Genomic DNA, 18,198 nt, shown 5'->3' on the forward strand with positions numbered 1-18,198 from the left:
GGTTAGTTGCGGGATAAAATTGAATGCACAGCACACAATAAACTAGTAAGAAGGGTTTATCTGTTGCGGTGCTTTTATTTTTAAAGTTTTATATGATTTGAAGGAGAATTTTATGGAAGCATATATTAAAAACTTAATACAAAGTCTATATGAACATTACGGTTATAGTATTTTAGAGATTGGAGAAATAAATGGCCTTTACACTAATTGGGGAGTTTATAAAAAGACAGATAGTAGCATTGATGTGATGTTTTTTTGTAATTTAGAAGGCAGTTATCAACTCAATATTCATGAAATAGAAATATTAGCAAGAAAACACTTACAAACTGATAACATAAGACTAATCCAGGCTATAATTGACGATAGATTGAAAATCGAATCTAATGAGAATGGAGAATTGCGTGTAAATCAGGAAATTTATCAACAATGTGGATTAATTTTAATCAACAATGTGGATAATAAAGTACTATATTTTAGCGAGGATTTAAAAGATAAGGCTCAGGAATTAGCGACCATTATAAATTACATGAGCACATCACAGAATAGAGCTGCAAAGGCAGAGAGACCAATTATAACATATGTTTTAATTGGTGTAAATGTATTGGCTTATATACTTACCGCTTATTTATCAGGAAACATTATTGATAGTAATATAAATGTACTCATATTCTTAGGCGCAAAGGTTAATCAGCTTATAAACCAAGGAGAATACTATAGATTTATTACATGTATGTTTTTACATGGTGGAATTATACACCTTGCTCTTAATATGTATGCATTAAATTCTTTAGGGCCACTAGTAGAGAAAATATACGGAAGAACTAAGTATGTTTTTATATACTTTTTAGCAGGCATAATTTCGTCTATCTTTAGTTATATATTTTCAACCGGGGTATCTATCGGAGCATCGGGAGCTATATTTGGTCTTTTAGGAGCAGCATTGATCTTTGCAGTCAAAATGAAAAATAGTGTTGGCAAAGGATTTATGATGAACATAGTGTCCGTTATTGCTATAAATTTAGTTATAGGCTTCTCTATACCTAATGTAGACAACTTTGGACATATGGGTGGACTTATTGGCGGTGTTATAGCTTCATTATTTTTGTTTCGCAAATAGGGACACACTACAATTTTTATTCATTGCTTCATTGTAGACTGTCCCCAAATAAAAAGAAAGACGATACACAATTTTTCAAGATGAAAAATTGTGTACCGTCCCCGATGACTATCATTATAGATTCAAGTCCTCTGAATATAATGTTTCTTTTCCTAAAAGTAAATTAGTTAACTTTTCTAGATTATGTCTTTCACTTAAAAGCAGCCTCTTAACATCCTCATACATAGAATCAATCATGTCTTTACACTCTTTAATAACTTCATCTTGATTTAGATTTAACTCCAGCAACTCCTGCATGTTTAATAATCCAAGAGTGTCCCCCATACCATATTGAGTTATCATATTAAATGATATTTTTGTACTTTGTTTTAAGTCATTGTGTGCTCCAGTTGTAATGTAATCAGCTCCAAATATGATTTCTTCTGCAGCTCTTCCACCAAGTAGAACCATAATTCTCTTCTTCAAATAGTTTTTATTTTGATATAAGTTGTCTTTAGGTATACTTAGAGTATATCCACCAGCACCTTTAGTACTTGGTATAATTGTAACCTTTGATACCTTTTCTTCCGGTAGAACCTTTAAAGATACAAGAGCATGTCCAATTTCATGATAAGCTGTAATCTTTTTATCTATATCCTTTATATGATCTCTATTCTTCTTTTCGTATCCAGCGAGAACAATTGAAAATGCTTGATCAAGATGTATATCTTCTATATTTTCACTATTATCTTTACAAGCCAGTATAGCAGCTTCATTTACTAAACTTTCAAGTTTTGCTCCTGAGAAGTAAGAAGTCTTATGAGCCCATTCTTTTACGTTTATACTTCCTACAGGCTTGTTCTTTAGATGAAGATTTAAAATTTTCTCTCTAGCGCTCACGTCTGGAAGATTGACTTCAATGTGTCTATCAAATCTACCAGGTCTTAAAAGAGCAGGATCTAGCATGTCTAATCTGTTTGTAGCGGCCATAACTATAATGCCTTCTTTTTCGTTAAAGCCTGACATTTCAGTAAGCAATGCATTTAGAGTTTGATCTCTTTCATCAGAACCACCAGTATTTTTTCCGCCATCTCTTTTCTTACCGATAGCATCTATTTCGTCGATAAATATAACAGCTTTGCCGTTACTTCTTGCTTTTTTAAATAATTGTCTTATACGGCTGGCACCAACCCCTACGTATACCTGAATAAAATCTGAACCAGATACAGCATAGAATGGAACTCCAGCTTCTCCTGCTACAGCCTTTGCTAGAAGTGTCTTACCTGTCCCAGGCTCACCATAAAGTATTACTCCTTTTGGCATTCTTGCGCCATATTGAGCATATTTATCAGGATTTTTTAAAAAGTCAACTAAGTCATTCATACTTTCCTTAGCTTCCTCATTTCCAGCTACGCTCTCAAAGTTATATTTTGTATCTGCCACAACACTTGCATCTAAGGCATCCACTGAACGCATTCTTTTTGAAGTAATAGATGATGATTTTATACCCATAAATGCAATAGCTGCAATGGAAAGAACCAAAGTCGTCAGAGGAAGTACTTGTCCAATATCCACTGGTAGATCTTCAGACACTGTAACTCCATCCTTTAACATTACTTCTTTAAAATCACTTGTTCTAGGATTATCTGTTTCATATATTTTTCCGTCACTTAACTTAACTCTTATCTTAGAAGTATTAGTTAAGTACACAGTTGAAACCTTTTTACTAGAGACATCATTTAAAAAAATAACATAAGATTTGTAATCAGTAGATCTATGTGAGTAAGTAAAAAATATCAACGCTACTAGAGAAAGTACGGCAGTTAAAACAGGTATCAGCATAAATTTGTTTTTAATTTTATTCTTCATTAAATACCTCACCTTCCTAAAATAATTATATATTTGAATTTTTAGTTGAAATCTTGATGAAAAACTGTGAACTATCAATAATAAAAGGTTACGAAAAGTTGTGAACTGTCCCCGATGATATGTCTATGAACTACTTAAGAAAATCATATGTTGATTACGAAGCATCTGAGTATGATATTATAATATTTTTGATATTAAGTCTAATGAAAATCATAAATTTTGCTAAAGTAATTTATGGAACAGCTGGTGATGAAATTACGAACTACATCGAAAATGTTATTGCAGAAATTTTAGTTTACTGTATACTTTACTTATAAAGAAAAACTTGGGTTTTATAGTTGTTAAACTATATACTAACTATTTATTGTTTTATAGAAGAAATAGTTTTTAGTGACGGTTAGTTATTAGATAAACGAAAGAGGGGAGAATTTCACATGAAGATTTCAGCTGCAAAAGCTATTTTAACAGAGCAAGATATATTAAGCATAATTGAAGATTATGTTCATATTGAAGGGCTTGAAATAAACTCTATAGAAATTAAGGAGTTAATAACAGTTAGAGGTAGCTATAAAAAAAGAATAAAGATTCCCTTTGAAGTTAAATTAGGACTAGGAAATATAAAAGGTAATATAATAAATGTTAAGATATTGAAAATTAATGTATCCAAAATAGGAATAATAAAGAGCATTAAAAATGTTGCATTAAAAAAGCTACTAAGTGATTTTGCTGATTTAGGCGTAGATGTGGACAAGGATAATGTGGCTGTTAACCTAGAAGAAGTGTCCAAGCTAGTGCCATATTTCTACTTTACATTAAATCGAATAAATATTATTGAAGGTGGAATTGAGGTAGAAGCAGAAAATGTTATTTATGCTGAAACTAAAAAAATGATACCAATGAAGAAAAGTTGCGAACTGTCCCCAATAAGAACTCAGGGGGAATACTCAAGGGTTAGAGGTAGAATAGTAGAAAAGGTTCCTGAGAAATATGAAAAGGCTGTTCAGTATGCAATGCTTATACCAGATATAACAGTGCTTTTATGGAGATTATTTAGAGATAAAAGGGTTAAAATAAAGGTAAAGATGATGGTTGGTGGAGTGATAATGTACTTAGCTAGCCCAATAGATATACTTCCAGATTTTATACCCCTTATAGGTAGAATTGATGATGTAGCTATTGCTTTCTTTGGGCTAAATGCTATTATAAATGAAGTTCCAGAAGAAATCATCCTTGAAAATTGGCAGGGAGAAGAAAATGTAATTTTATTGACTAAAGAAGCTGTTAATTATATATCTAATCTAGTTGGTACTTACAATGTAAGCAGATTTCTTGAAGTTATAAAAAGTATTTTTAAAAAAGGACATGAAAATTATAAGTTAGCTGCAAAAAAACAGCAGTTAGAATCTAATATGTATAATCTTGAACTTGAGGAGGCAATAACTTTAAATGAAGATAGTCACCATATACACTGATGGAGCATGTAGAGGAAATGGAAAAGAGAATACAATTGGAGGATTTGGAATAGTCCTTATGTATAACGGTATGAAAAAGGAAATAAAAAAAGGATATAGAAATACCACAAATAATATAATGGAGCTTTCAGCGGTAATTGAAGCATTGTCTATGCTAAGAGAACCCTGCGAAGTTAAGCTTTATAGTGATTCAGCTTATGTAATAAATGCAATAAATCAAAATTGGATTAAAAACTGGCAAAAAAATGGCTGGAAGACAGCTTCTAAAGAACCAGTGAAAAATAGAGAACTTTGGGAGAAGCTTATAGAGTTAGTTAATATTCATAAAGTTGAGTTTATAAAAGTAAAAGGACACAGTGATAACGAATTTAACAATAGATGTGATAAACTTGCAAATGAAGCAATGGATGAGATGTCATATGCCTAATATAAAATTAAGTTTTCTGTTTAATAAATAAAAAAATGCATATTCTATATATATACCTATTTAAAATAAAAGGAGAGTGTAGATTATGCGTGGTAGATTTCTTACAGGAGCTTTAATCGGGGCAGCAGTTGGCATGATGATGATGCCAGGGCTTGATAGAAATACAAGAAGAAGAATAAAGAGGACAGCTAAGGTGGTTAGACATGCGGCAGGAGACATGTACGAAGGTGTAGTAGATAGAGTTAAATAATAAACATATAGAAAGCACATAAAATATACTATCATCTTTAACTTGTTATTTATTTTTATGTGCTTAATTGCGTACTTTGAAATTAATTTTACAGTACGCAATTTTTTTTGCATGTAAAAAATTAGTTAAAAATAGTATATTCTTGAATTTAAGGTCAATACAAGTGAAAAGTATTACTATTTTATTAAAAATTTTTATATTAGGATTAAAAATATGTTATAATAAGGTGAGACTTTGCAGAATTTTTAATAAAATAATTTATATATATTAATATTGTGGGTAGTAAAGGAAGAGTGATTTATGGAAATACTGTCTTTAGGAGAAAAAATTAAGAGAAGAAGAAAAGAGCTCAACATGACATTAAAGGATTTAGCAGGAGACAGAATTACTCCAGGACAAATAAGCCTTGTAGAATCCGGAAAATCTAATCCAAGTATGGACCTGCTTGAATACCTAGCAGAGGCACTAAACACTTCAATCGAATATCTCATGGAATCGGAAGAGACCCAGGCAGAAAAAATTTGTACTTATTTTGAAAACATAGCAGAATCATATATAATTAATGAAGACTTAACTCAAGGAGAGCAGTATATTGAGAAGTCTTTATACTATGCAGAAAAATACAACTTGGAGTATAGAAAAGCTAAAAACTTATATCTAAGAGGCATAATTTATATGATAAAAGATGAACATGCTGTAGCACAACAATTTTTCCTTTCAGCTAATGTTATTTTTATAAAAAACAATAACTATGAAGAAACAATAAAAGCATTTGTCAACTTAGGAAAAATTACAATGGAGTTAAAAGCTTATCATTCATCATGTAGCTATTTTCAACAGGCAGAAAATGTTTACACTGAAAATGATATAGGAAATGACTTTTTACTTGGACAAATATATTATTATCTGGCTTGTGTGTATTTTAAGTTAGAGAGCACAGAAAAAGCTATAAATTATTCTTATCTTGCGAAGGAAAAGTTTAAACAATTGGATAATAAAAGGGAGTATGCAAGAACACTTTTGCTTTTATCAGAAGAATATAATAAGAAAGGCGACGTAGACAATGCAATAAAATATTCCAAGAAGACACTAGAGGTATACAAAGAAATAAATGATCTTATGCATGTTGCTAAGATAGAAAATAATTTAGGAAAATTGTTCTGTGATTTTGATAATTTAGAGGAATCTTTCATACACTTAAGTAAAGCTAAAGAACTTAGAGTTAGAATTAATGATTCAGATTTAGTTGAAACTTTAGTAAACATATGTGAAAATTATATAAAATTAAAAAATGTAGAAAAGGCTAAAAAAACACTTCAAGAAATAATGGACAGCATTAGTGATGGCAGTGATAAATCTCTTATACAGTATTATTTGCTTAAATTCAGAGTTGACATGTTAGAATCAGATATAAAAGAAGCGGAAAATACTTTAATTATGGCCTTGAATTTTGTTAGAAATATGGATTACACTAAAGAAATTGCAGAAATAGCTATCATGCTTGGAAAGTTTTATATAGATTATGGTAGAGATAAAGATGCAGCAAAATATTTAAATGAGGGTGTCGAAACCTTTAAGAAACTTGGAATATTGAAAGAGTCTTAATGAGAATAGGTGAGGATTATGGAGATACTTTCTACAGGAGAAAAGATAAAAAGAGCCAGAATATATAAAGGTTATACATTAAAGGATTTATGCGGGGACAAAATATCTGTTTCTAAAATGAGCTGCATCGAAAATGATAAAATAAAGCCAGAAGAATGGATATTGGACTTCATTGCTGTAAAGTTAGAAATAGATCCAATGTACTTAAAACAAGATATAAAATCACAGGTAATTGAAAATATTCAGGACATAGAAAGAACAGGATATTCCGAGTGGTATGAGAAGGAACTAGAATATAATTTAAAGTTTGCTGAAGAGTTATCATATTTTGATATTGCATTTAGAATAATGCACTTGCTATTTAATTACTATCTAGATGAGAATAAGATAGAAAAAGTACAGCTTATAGTTTCAAAATACTATGATTATTGGCAAAAGTATTTTTCGGAAGAAAGTGGAGCTGTATACTATATGGATATAGCAAGATACTTCTACAATACTAAGGAATTTTCACAAGCTGCTAGTTATTACAGTAATGTTAGACAGATTTCTAAGGAAAAAAGAAATCCTATATTGCTTGCCAGAGCTACCTATAATGAAGCTGCTTGCTATGTAATGTTGGAAAACTATGAAAAAGCTTATGAAATAGCAATGGAACTTATTGATTTGATGGATTATATTGAGAAAGATACAAAAAAAGCAGAAGCATATCATATGTTGGCTATACTTTCACTTAGAAGAAATATGGATAAGTTCCATGAATATGAGCAAAAATCCTACGAATTGTATAAGAATAATCTAGCACATATGGCACAGGCTATATATAACTATGCTGTAGTTATGTTTGGACAGGGGCACACAGATATTGCTATAGCCTATACAAATAAAGCTTTAGAATGTTTCCCAAAGGATAATAAGGAAACTCTAGTGAACTTTATGTTAATGTGTACTAGCAAGTTAATTGAAAGTAATGTTTTAGATAAAGCTAAAAGTGTATGTGATGAGGCATTAAACTACTCAATAGATCTTAATAATATAGTTTTTATTGAAAAATCTTATTATTATAAGGCTTTGATTCTGGAAAAAGAGGGTAACATGATTTCTGCGGAGATGTATATGAATTTAGCATTGGATGCACTACTTAAATTTGCAACTAAAAATGAAATATACAAAAGATATATGGAGATGGGAAACATGTACCACAGAATGGGAAGTGTTAATGAATCTATAAAATATTTTAATTTTGCAATTCAACTAGAAAAGAAAATGTAAGTATATAAGTATAGAACTATTTGTTAATTTAGCGGATAGTTCTGTTTTTTTTGTGTGAAATTAAAGATGTTTAATCAAATAATGCTTTAAAAGTTTTTTGTAATACCCCCTTTAAAAGTAAATAATATCCGTAAATACTTATGAAAAGAATATGATAAACAAATTTAGGGAGGAACAAACATGAAAAAGATAGCATTATTTATAACAGCTTTAACAGTATCATTAAGTTTAGGAGGAAAGGTGCTTGCAGATACTACTGCTGCTACACTTACAGATAAAGCAGGGATAACACCGGATAACGTAGTATTATATCCTATAGATAAAGCTTTAGATGATGTAAAGATTAATATGGCAAGTAGCGATGATAAAAAAGCAGAGGCTTTAGCAGAAGTAGCAGAGGAAAGACTTGGAGAAAGCGAAGTAATGGCTGACAAGGAAAAGACAGATCTTTCAAATCAAACATTAAATGAATATAGTGATAAAATGACTGAAGCTCAAGAAAAGGTAGAAGATGCCATCGATAAAGCAACTGATAGCACAACTACTGATAGCGCTATAAAACTAGATGAATTAAAAAAGGCAGAAACGTCAATAGCTGATAGACAAATGAAGTCTATTGAGGTTTTAAAGAGCATAGAGAGTAAGGTTTCTGGTAATGCTAAAGAAACTATAGCAAAGGTTATAGAAATGCAAACTGCTAAAAAAGAGGCAGTAATTGCAGTGAAGAAAGAAAGAGAAGCATTAATAAAAGACAGACAGACAGCAAAAGATGCTGAAAAGAAACTAGAGCAAGCTAAAAAATCAGGAAATGAGCAAGATATAAAAACAGCAGAAGATGCATTAAAGCAAAGTCAGGAAGTTTTAAATATTCAAAAAGAGAAATTTAACCAGGCAGTAGCTTTAAAGAAGGAAGTAATGAAGGGCGGAGTAGGCCAATTAAAGAAAGAACTAAAGAATGAATTAAAAGATGAAGTTAAGAACGGCAACATAACAAAGGAAGAACAAAAAGATGCTTTAAAAGCAGCAAATAGTAAAAAGGAAGAAGGAAATAGCAATGTTTCTAATGACACTGCTAATGTAGTTGAGCCAAAAGCTAATGATGATGCAGCTAATAATAATGCAAGTATTTCTAAACATGGAAAGTCAGAAAAAGAGAACAAAGGCGAAGAAATGAAAGCTAATAAAGAAAAGAAAACAGAAAAAGAGAATAAGTCTAGACATGAAAATTAATTAATATATTAAGTCTTAAAGTAATGTAGAAGGTAATCATTAAGGTAACATACTAAAATGATTACCTTTTACTATTTAGTTTATTTTATAATATGGTATTTACAATAATAGAACATAGTGGTAATATATTATCGTAAATGATAATGATAATCAATCTCAAAATGCAAAGTATTTATGTTTTTTAGATATTAAATGATAATGAATATCGAGATTATTGTGGAGGGATGAAATTATGTCAAAATTATTAGGATTGCATGAAGTAGAAATTAAGTCTAGAGCTAGAGTTGTACAAATAGCTCCAGAAAGCAGAATGCGAAAAAGAATAATGGATATGGGAATAGTTAGAGGAACAGAAATATTAGTTGAAGGAAGAGCACCTATGGGAGATCCTATAGAAATTCAAGTAAGAGGATACAATTTAAGTCTTAGAAAAAGTGAAGCAAAGGATGTTATTGTAGAGATTGTGTAGATTATACATTTAATAATGTTTATTAGAAAGGAGAACTCTAGAGTGATCAATACATGTATTCCTTTGAATTCTATTGGAATTGGCAGTTATGCAGAAGTAAATAATATAGAAGGTGGCGAACTTATGTGTAAAAAGCTTATGGAAATGGGAGTTAACAAAGGAGCAATAATTGAAGTTATGAGAAATGATGCAGGTCCTTTGATAATAAAAATTGGAGAAACACGATTGGTACTGGGAAGAGGGATGGCACAAAAGGTTATAGTAAGAGAGGTTTAAAATTGTTTTGTGAAGTATCAAAAATGCAGGATGCACAACAATCTAAATGATTATTGTGGGCAGAATGAGGAATACAGGAGGCGAAACAATTAATAATTGTTTTGCGCAGTATAAGGAATACAGGAGGGTAAGATGAATAAAGAATTAGTAATAGCTTTGGCTGGTAATCCTAATTGCGGTAAAACCAGTTTATTTAACGCTTTAACAGGGTCAAGGCAACATGTAGGTAATTGGCCTGGTGTTACAGTTGAGAAAAAGGAAGGTAAACTTAAGTTTGAAGATAAAAATATAACGGTAGTGGATTTACCGGGGACATACAGTCTTGGAGCTTATTCGGAGGATGAGGTTGTAGCTCGTAATTTTATACTAAGAGATAAGCCAGATGTAGTTGTTAACGTAATTGATGCTAGTAATATCGAAAGAAATTTATATTTAACAATTCAGCTTTTAGAAACAGGGGCTAAAGTAGTCTTAGCACTTAATATGATGGATGAAGCTAAGAATAAAAATATAGAAATAAATATAAATAAATTATCAAAGCTTTTAAATGTACCGATCGTTTCTACAGTGGCTACTAAAGGCGAAGGTATAAAAGAGCTTATAAAGAAAGCTGTAAAGCTAGGTGACTCAAAAGAAGGCAATGTATTTGGAATTGATTATGGCAGTGATATACAAAAGGAAGTTGATTTATTAGAAGATTCTTTTCTAGAATGTGCTGCAGCTTTAGAATATCCCCCTAAGTGGACAGCAATAAAGCTTCTAGAAAATGATGAGTATATAAAAAGATACATAGAGGAAAAAAAGGATTTTGAGAATATAAATGATAAAGTGCAGAAAAGCATAGAAAATTTAATAACAATAATAGGGTATGAGCCAGATACTTTTATAATAGATAAAAGATACGAAATAATAAGTGAAGTAATACAACATACAGTAAAAAAAGAAGCAGTTAGAGTAGAAAGTATGTCTGATAAAATTGATAAGTGGATTACACATAAATGGCTGGGAATACCAATATTTGCTGTAATAATGTTTGCTATGTACCAAGTGAGTATGACCTTTGGTAATGGATTTTTAGGTGGAAAAGTGGATGATGCTTTCAGTACACTCGGTGAGTGGGCAGGAACTACTTTAACGAATATGGGTACTCCAGAGCTATTAAAATCTTTTATAACAGATGGACTTATAGGCGGACTGGGATCAGTACTTGTGTTTATACCTATGATCTTTACTATGTATTTCTTTATATCCATACTTGAAGATAGCGGCTATATGGCCAGAGCTGCTTATGTAATGGATAGACTTATGAATTCCATAGGTCTTCACGGAAAAACAGCAGTATCTCTCATAATATCTGGTGGTTGTAACGTAGCAGGTATAATGTCTACAAGAACATTAGATAGTAAAAAGGATAGAATGGTAGCTATACTTATAAATCCATTTGTATCCTGTTCAGCTAGGTTACCAGTTTATGCATTATTTGCAGGCGCATTCTTCTCTGGAAAAAAGATAGGAATTTTTGATCAAGGTGGAATTGTGATATTTTCTCTTTATGCACTGGGAATTATAGTTGCAATACTAGTAGGCAAGTTTTTCAGTGAAAAAGTATTTAAAGGAGAAGAATCTTATTTTATATTGGAACTTCCCCCTTATCGTATACCAACAGCTAAAAGTATATTTATTCATATGTGGGAAAAGTCTTCTCATTTTATAAAAAAGATGAGTACAGTTATATTAGGATTAGTTATAATTGTTTGGGTGCTTTCAAACTTGCCAGGAGGAGTAGAGCCAGGAAGTAAAGATAGTTTAATTGGTATGATCGGGTCGGTTCTAGCTCCAATATTTAAACCAGCCGGTTTTGGAACATGGCAGTCATCAGTGGCACTTTTAACTGGTATCGGAGCTAAGGAAGCAGTGGTAAGTACTTTAGGAACGGTATATGGAGTAGGAGAAGAAAACCTTACAGCAGTTATTCAACAAGCGTTTACACCGCTTTCAGCTTTAGCCTTTATGGTAATGTCTCTTTTATATTGTCCTTGTGCAGCTACTATAGGAGCAATAAAGAGAGAAACAAATTCAAGCAAATGGGCCTTAGGAGCAGTAGTATATACTTGTGTAATTGGCTGGGTAGCAGGAGTTTTGGTATATCAAATAGGAAAGCTTTTAGGATTTAGTTAATAAAAAAGATCAAAAAGAAGAAGTCTACCTTTGAATTGAGAATAATTATTAATATCAATTCGAGGTGGACTTCTATAAAAATAAAGAAGAACATATAGGGTGTATTAAGGAGATATCAGATGTTAGGAAGGGTTTTATTTAGACTTAGAGAAAAGGAAATTTATCATGATATAATTGAAAGTTTAGTAACAGCTCTTGAAGCTAAGGATTACTATACAAGAGGTCATTCTGAAAGAGTTGCCTCTATGGCCTATGAGATATCTAAAAGTCTTGGAATAAAAGGAATAGAATTAGAAAATATTCATATAGCAGCTCACCTTCATGATATAGGAAAAATAGGGGTACCTGATAAGATTCTAAATAAAAAAGGGAAACTTCTAACACATGAATGGGAATATATAAAAACCCACCCTAAAATAGGATTTGATATTTTAAGTAAGTCTAATAGATTAAAACATATAAGTAAAATAGTTCTTTATCACCATGAAAGATGGGATGGAAAAGGCTACCCTATGGGATTGTCTCAAATGGGTATACCATTAGGGTCTAGAATAATTGCAGTATGTGATTCTATTGATGCAATGACATCAAATAGACCCTATAGAGAAGCTATGAGTTTTGAAGAGTGCATAAATGAGATATTAATTAACAAGGGGTTAATGTTTGATCCTGTAATTGTTGAACATATTGAAGACAACCTAGAGTTTGTGAGAAATATTATAAATTTTAACTAAGACATCTTTAAAAAATAACTTGTCAGTATGCTAGCCTATTTTGAATTGTTATTTTCTTTCAGATGACTAAATATAATTACAAAAGGGTGTTGATAAATAGTGATTAGTGAAGTTAACGACATCAGTTGTATTAGAAAAGAGTTAGAGTACAGAGGATATAAGTTTACTAAACAAAGATTTCAGATAATAAAAGTAATCTATAAAAATAATAAGCATATTAGTGCTGATGAGATATATAGGAAAGTAAAAAATAAAAATATAGGTCTTAGCACTGTATACAGAAATCTTATAATCTTCGAGGAAGTTGGTATCTTAAAAAAGATAAATATAACCAATATCAGTTATTATGAGTTAACTATAATGGGAAAATATAAGTTTCATATACATGCTAAATGCGTTAAATGTAACAAAATAGTAGATATAAATGAAGAGAAAATATCAGAGGGCCATGGTGCTTTAATAGAAAAGTTAAAGGAAAAACATGAAATTCTAGTTGAAAGTACTAGTGTTGTAGTATCAGGAGTATGCAAAGATTGTGAAATGAAGCTGAAAATGGGGGAATATATTCTTAAATAGAGGTGAGTTTATTGAAAGATCTTATAAATTGTATCAGTAAGAAGATAAATAAGATTATACTTAAAAGTAATAGAGAAAAACTTGATGAAAATTTTATTGTAACTAAAAATGAATTTGGCAATAATACTATATTAAATACTGTGGGTGAAGTCAAGAAAGTTTCAGTTAATATTACTGATAACACTTCATTTATAAAGAATTTAATTGATGAAATACAAAGTTCAGGAAATAATAATTTAACTATATCAGAAAAATTGACGGAAGAAATGTCTGCAGTATCTGCAAAGGGAGAAGAGATATACTCTTCTATTAAGGAAATTGAAAAATCTACATCTTTAATAGCTGAAAAAGCTTTAGAGACCTCAGAGCACACTGAGTTAGTTAGTAAAAAATCAAATAAATTTAAAAGTGAGGTTTTACAGTCTATAAACAGCTCAAAACTTATGTTAGATCAGATCAAGTTAGAATTAAGTACCGCTATAGAGGATTCTAAAGAAGTAGAGAAAATATATGGATTCTCAGAAGATATAATAAAAATAACAAAGCAGACCAATCTTTTAGCACTTAATGCATCTATTGAAGCAGCAAGAGCAGGAGAGGCTGGCAGAGGTTTTACTGTTGTAGCAGGAGAAGTTAGAAAATTAGCAGAGGAATCTGAAAGAATAGTAAAAAACATGAATGTTATCATAAACAATGTAAGCTCTTCTGTTAAGAAACTAAATCGATGTTCATATGAAACACTTAACTATTTAGCTGAAATTATTAATAAAGATTATGATAAGTTTATAAAGGTATGTGAAGAATACAATAAAGATGCTGCAAGCTTCAATAATATTATGAATAAAGTAAGTACTTCTACAGAAGAAATAAGCGAATTCGTAGAAGAATTGACAAAGGTAACAGATGATGTTTCAAAAACCATAAATAAATCCTCCAATAACATTACAGAAATGTCCTTTGATATTTTATCTACTGTAGACAAGGTCTATGAGATTAAGGAAAAAATTGAACAAAACACAAAAGATGTTGAAAAATTACACTGTTTGATTAAAGAATTTTAATAATAGAAAGGGTGTTTAAATTGTTAATGAAAATATTAAGAAGATTAGCTCAAGGTGGAATATATTCAAATAAATTAATGGCAAAGGAATTAGAAGTAGATGAAGGGTTAATAGAACAAATGATAACGCAACTTCAACGTCTAGGATATATAGAAAAAGATGATATGAAGAATCTTTCATCAGGATGTAATTGTGGTCATGGCAGTTGTTCCGAAAAAGGTAATTGCTGTTGTAATAACCATAATATTGACATAAGTATATGGAAAATCACTCAAAAAGGAAGACAGGCTTTATAGAAGAAAATAAAACAGGATCTACCTTATGCTTGTTAGAAGTAATGGAGTATTATAATGTGAAATCTTATTTCCATAAGTGTTTTTATTTACTATAATTATTTGCGGAATAAAGGTTAACCTATATTATAGAAGTAATTTTACTTTAACTATAGTAATTTAACAAAAGAGGGTGTTGCTATGAAAAAGTATAGTTCTATTATGTGTGTTATGTTTATTTCCGCAATATTTATTTTAACTCAATTTTTTCTTCCGGTGAATGTAGAAAAGAAATTAAGCAGTCAGCTAAATGATAGCATTAGCAATGTGAAAGCTTATGATTTAGATACTGCTTATAGCAATGTACAAAACCCTAAAGAGGTATTTTTAACCTTTGATGATGGACCTTGTATCAATAATACTAGAAAAATACTGAAAATATTAAAGGATAACAATGTTAAGGCTACTTTTTTTGTAGTTGGTATGAAGGGAGAAGAAAATCCACAAATATTAAAAGAAATAAGTAATAGTGGGATGAGTATAGGAGTTCATACATATTCTCATGAATATAGCCAAATGTATAAGAGTACAGATGCATATTTTAAAGATTATGATGCCTGCCAAAGTGTTATAAAAAAAATAACAGGAAGAAACCCAATAGTATATGTAAGAATGCCTGGAGGATCAGACAATCTAGTTGCAAGCAAGAGTAATTTAGAAAATATAAAAAAATCATTAAATGAAAAAGGGTTAAAATATGTAGACTGGAATGTAAGCGCTGGGGATGCAGAAATAGGCAAGATATCCACAGATAAGATAAAGCAAAACATTATGACTCAGTCCAAAGACCAGAGAATTGCTGTTATTTTAATGCATGACACTTACTATAATAATTTTACAGTGGAAGCACTACCGGATGTTATAAAATATTTAAAGGGAGAAGGTTTTATATTTAGAACTTTCGATGACTTAACACCTGGTGAAGAAAATAAAATGGTTAACTTAAGAGTTATGAATAGAGTATAGAGTTATAATTATAAAGTTAAGTTATATTAAATATTAATTACAATGTTTTTAATAGAATTTTTTCATAATATTTAAGGGAAGCCTAAAACTGGCTTCTCTTAAATATTATCATAGTATCAACATTGTTCTAAAATATAGCCTGGAATGCAGGTCAACTTTCTAGTTTGTATATCTATAACACTATTTAGTTTTACTTTCTCTTCTTACAATAAACTCCTTAGCCTTTAGCTCTATAGTATCATCTAAAGGCGCTAGTTCTATTTCACCGTATTTATTTGATAAAGCAGTAGACATAAGTCTATCTGCAAATTCTGGGTTTTTGGAAAGTAGTGATCCGTGAAAATACGTACAGAAGCAATTTTTATATATGCATCCCTCATAGCCGTCTTCACCATTATTTCCGTATCCAGCAATTACCTTACCAAGAGGTTTTAAGTTTCCAATATAAGTTCTTCCTGAATGATTTTCAAAACCAACGTAGGTTTCATTAAATTCTTCGTTGTGTATAACTGTATTTCCTATAAACCTTACATCTCCACCCTCTGTGTAGATATCCAAAAGCCCAAGACCAGCAAGCTTTTCTCCATCAGGAGTAGTATAGTGTTTACCAAGAAGTTGGAATCCTCCGCATATACATAAAAATACTTTTCCACTTTCTATGTATTCTGTTAGACCAGACTTCTTAGCTTGATTTAAATCTTCAGAAACTATAGATTGCTCATAATCCTGACCGCCGCCAAAAAAAGCTATATCATATTTGGAAGGATCAAAAGGATCTCCTAAGGATATATTGTGAATATTAACTTGTATTCCTCTTTGTTCGGCCCTATATTTTAAAATTAAGATATTGCCTAAATCTCCGTATACATTTAATAGATCAGGATATAAGTGACATATATTAAGTTCCAAATTATTCACACCCTTTCAGCTTTTTACCAAAGCTTTTTAATGTATCCTTTACTGTTCAAGAACTTTCTAAAATTAATCATAGCAGTGTAAGTAGCAAGTATATATACAGTATCCTGCTTACAGTTCTTTATTTCATCAAGAAGCTTTATATAATTTTCACATATAACAAACTTTTCAGTAGGTAATCCAGCGACCTTAAGTCGTACTGCCATATCATAAAGTCTTATTCCTGAAATCATTATTTTATCTATATCTAACGAAGATAATTTTTCAAAGTTAACGTCCCATATCCAGGATACGTCTCTACCATCTGCATAGTTATCATTTAACAGTACTGCTAAATTAAATGCCCTCTTATCTAAGCTGATAGTATTTATTGCTTGATCGTAGCCCGCAGGATTTTTAACTAGAACTATTTTTACATCCTTACCTTCAATATCCAGTATTTCCTGTCTACCAAAGCTGCTCTGTATATTCTTAAGAGAATTAATTATTGTTTCAGTATCAACTCCGCAAACTCTTGCTACCGAATAGGCGCAAAGAGCATTGTATATATTATATGTTCCAGGTTGGTTTATGTAACACTCATAACCATTTATAACAACATGAGAGCCTTCAGGTGTCTGCTCTTTAATTTCATCTACAGTATAATCAAGCTCAGGCCTTTTATATCCACAGTTTTCACAATAAAAGTCTCCCAAATGATTATATGTAAGGTAGTTATACTTATACGGGCTCTTACACTTTTTACAGAATTTAGCATCAGCATTTATATCAATTATTTTGTTGTTGTCTAATGAACAATTAAAGCCATAGTAAATAGTTCTATTTGGAAGTTCTAAATCTCCGAGTAGAGACTCATCACCATTTAAAACTAGATTAGCTAAAGGAACCTTCTCGATTCCATCAAGAACTTTTTTCAGAGTAGTATATACCTCACCGTATCTATCCAGCTGATCTCTGAATAAGTTTGTAACAGTAATTACTTCTGGAGTTACATACTGTGTAAAAAGCGGAACATTTGCTTCATCACACTCAATAACAGCATATTTTGTAGAAGAACATTTCGCAAAAGAAAAATTTTCAACAAAGCATGAAACTATACCGGGAAGCATATTTGCTCCTGTATTATTAGTAATTACACATTTTCCAGATTCTTTTAGCATATTGTAAATCATGCTTGTAGTTGTAGTTTTTCCATTAGTACCTGTTATAAGTACAACTTTATAGTCTTTACAAATGGTTTTAAGTATATCCTTATCTAATTTTAAAGCAACTCTTCCTGGAAAATTACTTCCTCCTTTAAATAGAGTCTTGGACAATTTTATTACTATTTTTGAAACTACAATACTAACAAAAGACTTTATATTAATTTTTCACACCACCCTTGTTTTAATAACAACCACTGTATAAAGTTAAACTAACTCTTAAATATTATAATACAATATTAGTTTTTTTACATCAATAAATATAAAA

The 18,198-nt window shown here is 30.7% G+C and carries 19 protein-coding genes; 16 read left to right on the plus strand and 3 right to left on the minus strand.

What is annotated here, in order from left to right:
* Positions 1–112 precede the first annotated feature (112 nt).
* The gene (locus ACZ5N4_RS01405; protein ID WP_464206514.1) at positions 113–1,117 is read left to right on the plus strand and encodes a rhomboid family intramembrane serine protease; all 1,005 of its coding nucleotides are present in this window, start codon (positions 113–115) and stop codon (positions 1,115–1,117) included.
* A gap of 114 nt (positions 1,118–1,231) precedes the next feature.
* Here ACZ5N4_RS01405 and ACZ5N4_RS01410 read toward each other — a convergent pair whose 3' ends face one another.
* On the minus strand, positions 1,232–2,965 hold the full coding sequence (locus tag ACZ5N4_RS01410; RefSeq protein ID WP_464206516.1) for an ATP-dependent metallopeptidase FtsH/Yme1/Tma family protein: 1,734 nt from the start codon (positions 2,963–2,965) through the stop codon (positions 1,232–1,234).
* A gap of 125 nt (positions 2,966–3,090) precedes the next feature.
* Between ACZ5N4_RS01410 and ACZ5N4_RS01415 the strand changes: the two genes are divergently transcribed.
* The 15 genes from ACZ5N4_RS01415 to ACZ5N4_RS01485 all read left to right on the plus strand — a co-directional run bounded on the left by ACZ5N4_RS01415 (position 3,091) and on the right by ACZ5N4_RS01485 (position 15,813).
* Entirely contained in the window at positions 3,091–3,282 is a 192-nt protein-coding gene (locus tag ACZ5N4_RS01415) for a hypothetical protein (protein WP_211143102.1), read from the plus strand.
* A 117-nt stretch (positions 3,283–3,399) separates the two neighbouring features.
* Positions 3,400–4,437, plus strand: coding sequence for a YkvA family protein (locus tag ACZ5N4_RS01420; RefSeq protein ID WP_464206520.1), 1,038 nt, complete (start codon positions 3,400–3,402; stop codon positions 4,435–4,437).
* Entirely contained in the window at positions 4,412–4,864 is a 453-nt protein-coding gene (rnhA, locus tag ACZ5N4_RS01425; RefSeq protein WP_464206522.1) for a ribonuclease HI, read from the plus strand. The genes ACZ5N4_RS01420 and rnhA overlap by 26 nt, the downstream gene beginning before the upstream one ends.
* A gap of 85 nt (positions 4,865–4,949) precedes the next feature.
* Positions 4,950–5,114, plus strand: coding sequence for a YtxH domain-containing protein (locus ACZ5N4_RS01430; RefSeq protein WP_464206524.1), 165 nt, complete (start codon positions 4,950–4,952; stop codon positions 5,112–5,114).
* A gap of 300 nt (positions 5,115–5,414) precedes the next feature.
* The gene (locus ACZ5N4_RS01435; RefSeq protein WP_464206526.1) at positions 5,415–6,719 is read left to right on the plus strand and encodes a helix-turn-helix domain-containing protein; all 1,305 of its coding nucleotides are present in this window, start codon (positions 5,415–5,417) and stop codon (positions 6,717–6,719) included.
* Positions 6,720–6,737: 18 nt separating this feature from the next.
* The gene (locus ACZ5N4_RS01440; RefSeq protein ID WP_464206528.1) at positions 6,738–7,991 is read left to right on the plus strand and encodes a transcriptional regulator; all 1,254 of its coding nucleotides are present in this window, start codon (positions 6,738–6,740) and stop codon (positions 7,989–7,991) included.
* 180 nt (positions 7,992–8,171) lie between these two features.
* The gene (locus ACZ5N4_RS01445; protein WP_464206530.1) at positions 8,172–9,221 is read left to right on the plus strand and encodes a DUF5667 domain-containing protein; all 1,050 of its coding nucleotides are present in this window, start codon (positions 8,172–8,174) and stop codon (positions 9,219–9,221) included.
* Between the two features lie 232 nt (positions 9,222–9,453).
* A complete protein-coding gene (locus tag ACZ5N4_RS01450) occupies positions 9,454–9,690 on the plus strand; it encodes a FeoA family protein (protein WP_464206532.1) in 237 nt (78 codons plus the stop codon).
* Between the two features lie 42 nt (positions 9,691–9,732).
* A complete protein-coding gene (locus ACZ5N4_RS01455) occupies positions 9,733–9,966 on the plus strand; it encodes a FeoA family protein (protein ID WP_464206533.1) in 234 nt (77 codons plus the stop codon).
* Positions 9,967–10,098: 132 nt separating this feature from the next.
* Positions 10,099–12,144 carry a ferrous iron transport protein B gene (feoB, locus tag ACZ5N4_RS01460; protein WP_464206535.1) on the plus strand — a complete coding sequence of 682 codons (2,046 nt, stop codon included), beginning with the start codon at positions 10,099–10,101 and terminating at the stop codon, positions 12,142–12,144.
* Between the two features lie 119 nt (positions 12,145–12,263).
* Positions 12,264–12,878, plus strand: a complete 615-nt coding sequence (locus ACZ5N4_RS01465; RefSeq protein WP_464206537.1) for an HD-GYP domain-containing protein — start codon at positions 12,264–12,266, stop codon at positions 12,876–12,878.
* Positions 12,879–12,977: 99 nt separating this feature from the next.
* Positions 12,978–13,454 (plus strand): Fur family transcriptional regulator, encoded by a 477-nt coding sequence (locus tag ACZ5N4_RS01470; RefSeq protein WP_464206538.1) that lies wholly within the window; start codon positions 12,978–12,980, stop codon positions 13,452–13,454.
* Positions 13,455–13,456: 2 nt separating this feature from the next.
* Positions 13,457–14,515: a methyl-accepting chemotaxis protein gene (locus tag ACZ5N4_RS01475; RefSeq protein ID WP_464206539.1), complete on the plus strand. Its 1,059-nt coding sequence runs from the start codon at positions 13,457–13,459 to the stop codon at positions 14,513–14,515.
* Positions 14,516–14,541: 26 nt separating this feature from the next.
* Positions 14,542–14,811, plus strand: coding sequence for a FeoC-like transcriptional regulator (locus ACZ5N4_RS01480; protein ID WP_464206541.1), 270 nt, complete (start codon positions 14,542–14,544; stop codon positions 14,809–14,811).
* A 177-nt stretch (positions 14,812–14,988) separates the two neighbouring features.
* Positions 14,989–15,813 (plus strand): polysaccharide deacetylase family protein, encoded by an 825-nt coding sequence (locus ACZ5N4_RS01485; RefSeq protein WP_464206543.1) that lies wholly within the window; start codon positions 14,989–14,991, stop codon positions 15,811–15,813.
* 180 nt (positions 15,814–15,993) lie between these two features.
* Here the strand turns inward: ACZ5N4_RS01485 and ACZ5N4_RS01490 are convergent, their stop codons facing one another.
* A complete protein-coding gene (locus ACZ5N4_RS01490; RefSeq protein WP_464206545.1) occupies positions 15,994–16,722 on the minus strand; it encodes a type 1 glutamine amidotransferase in 729 nt (242 codons plus the stop codon).
* Between the two features lie 23 nt (positions 16,723–16,745).
* Positions 16,746–18,044 (minus strand): MurT ligase domain-containing protein, encoded by a 1,299-nt coding sequence (locus ACZ5N4_RS01495; protein WP_464206547.1) that lies wholly within the window; start codon positions 18,042–18,044, stop codon positions 16,746–16,748.
* Positions 18,045–18,198 lie beyond the last annotated feature (154 nt).

It is taken from the genome of Clostridium nitrophenolicum (genome assembly GCF_055391695.1).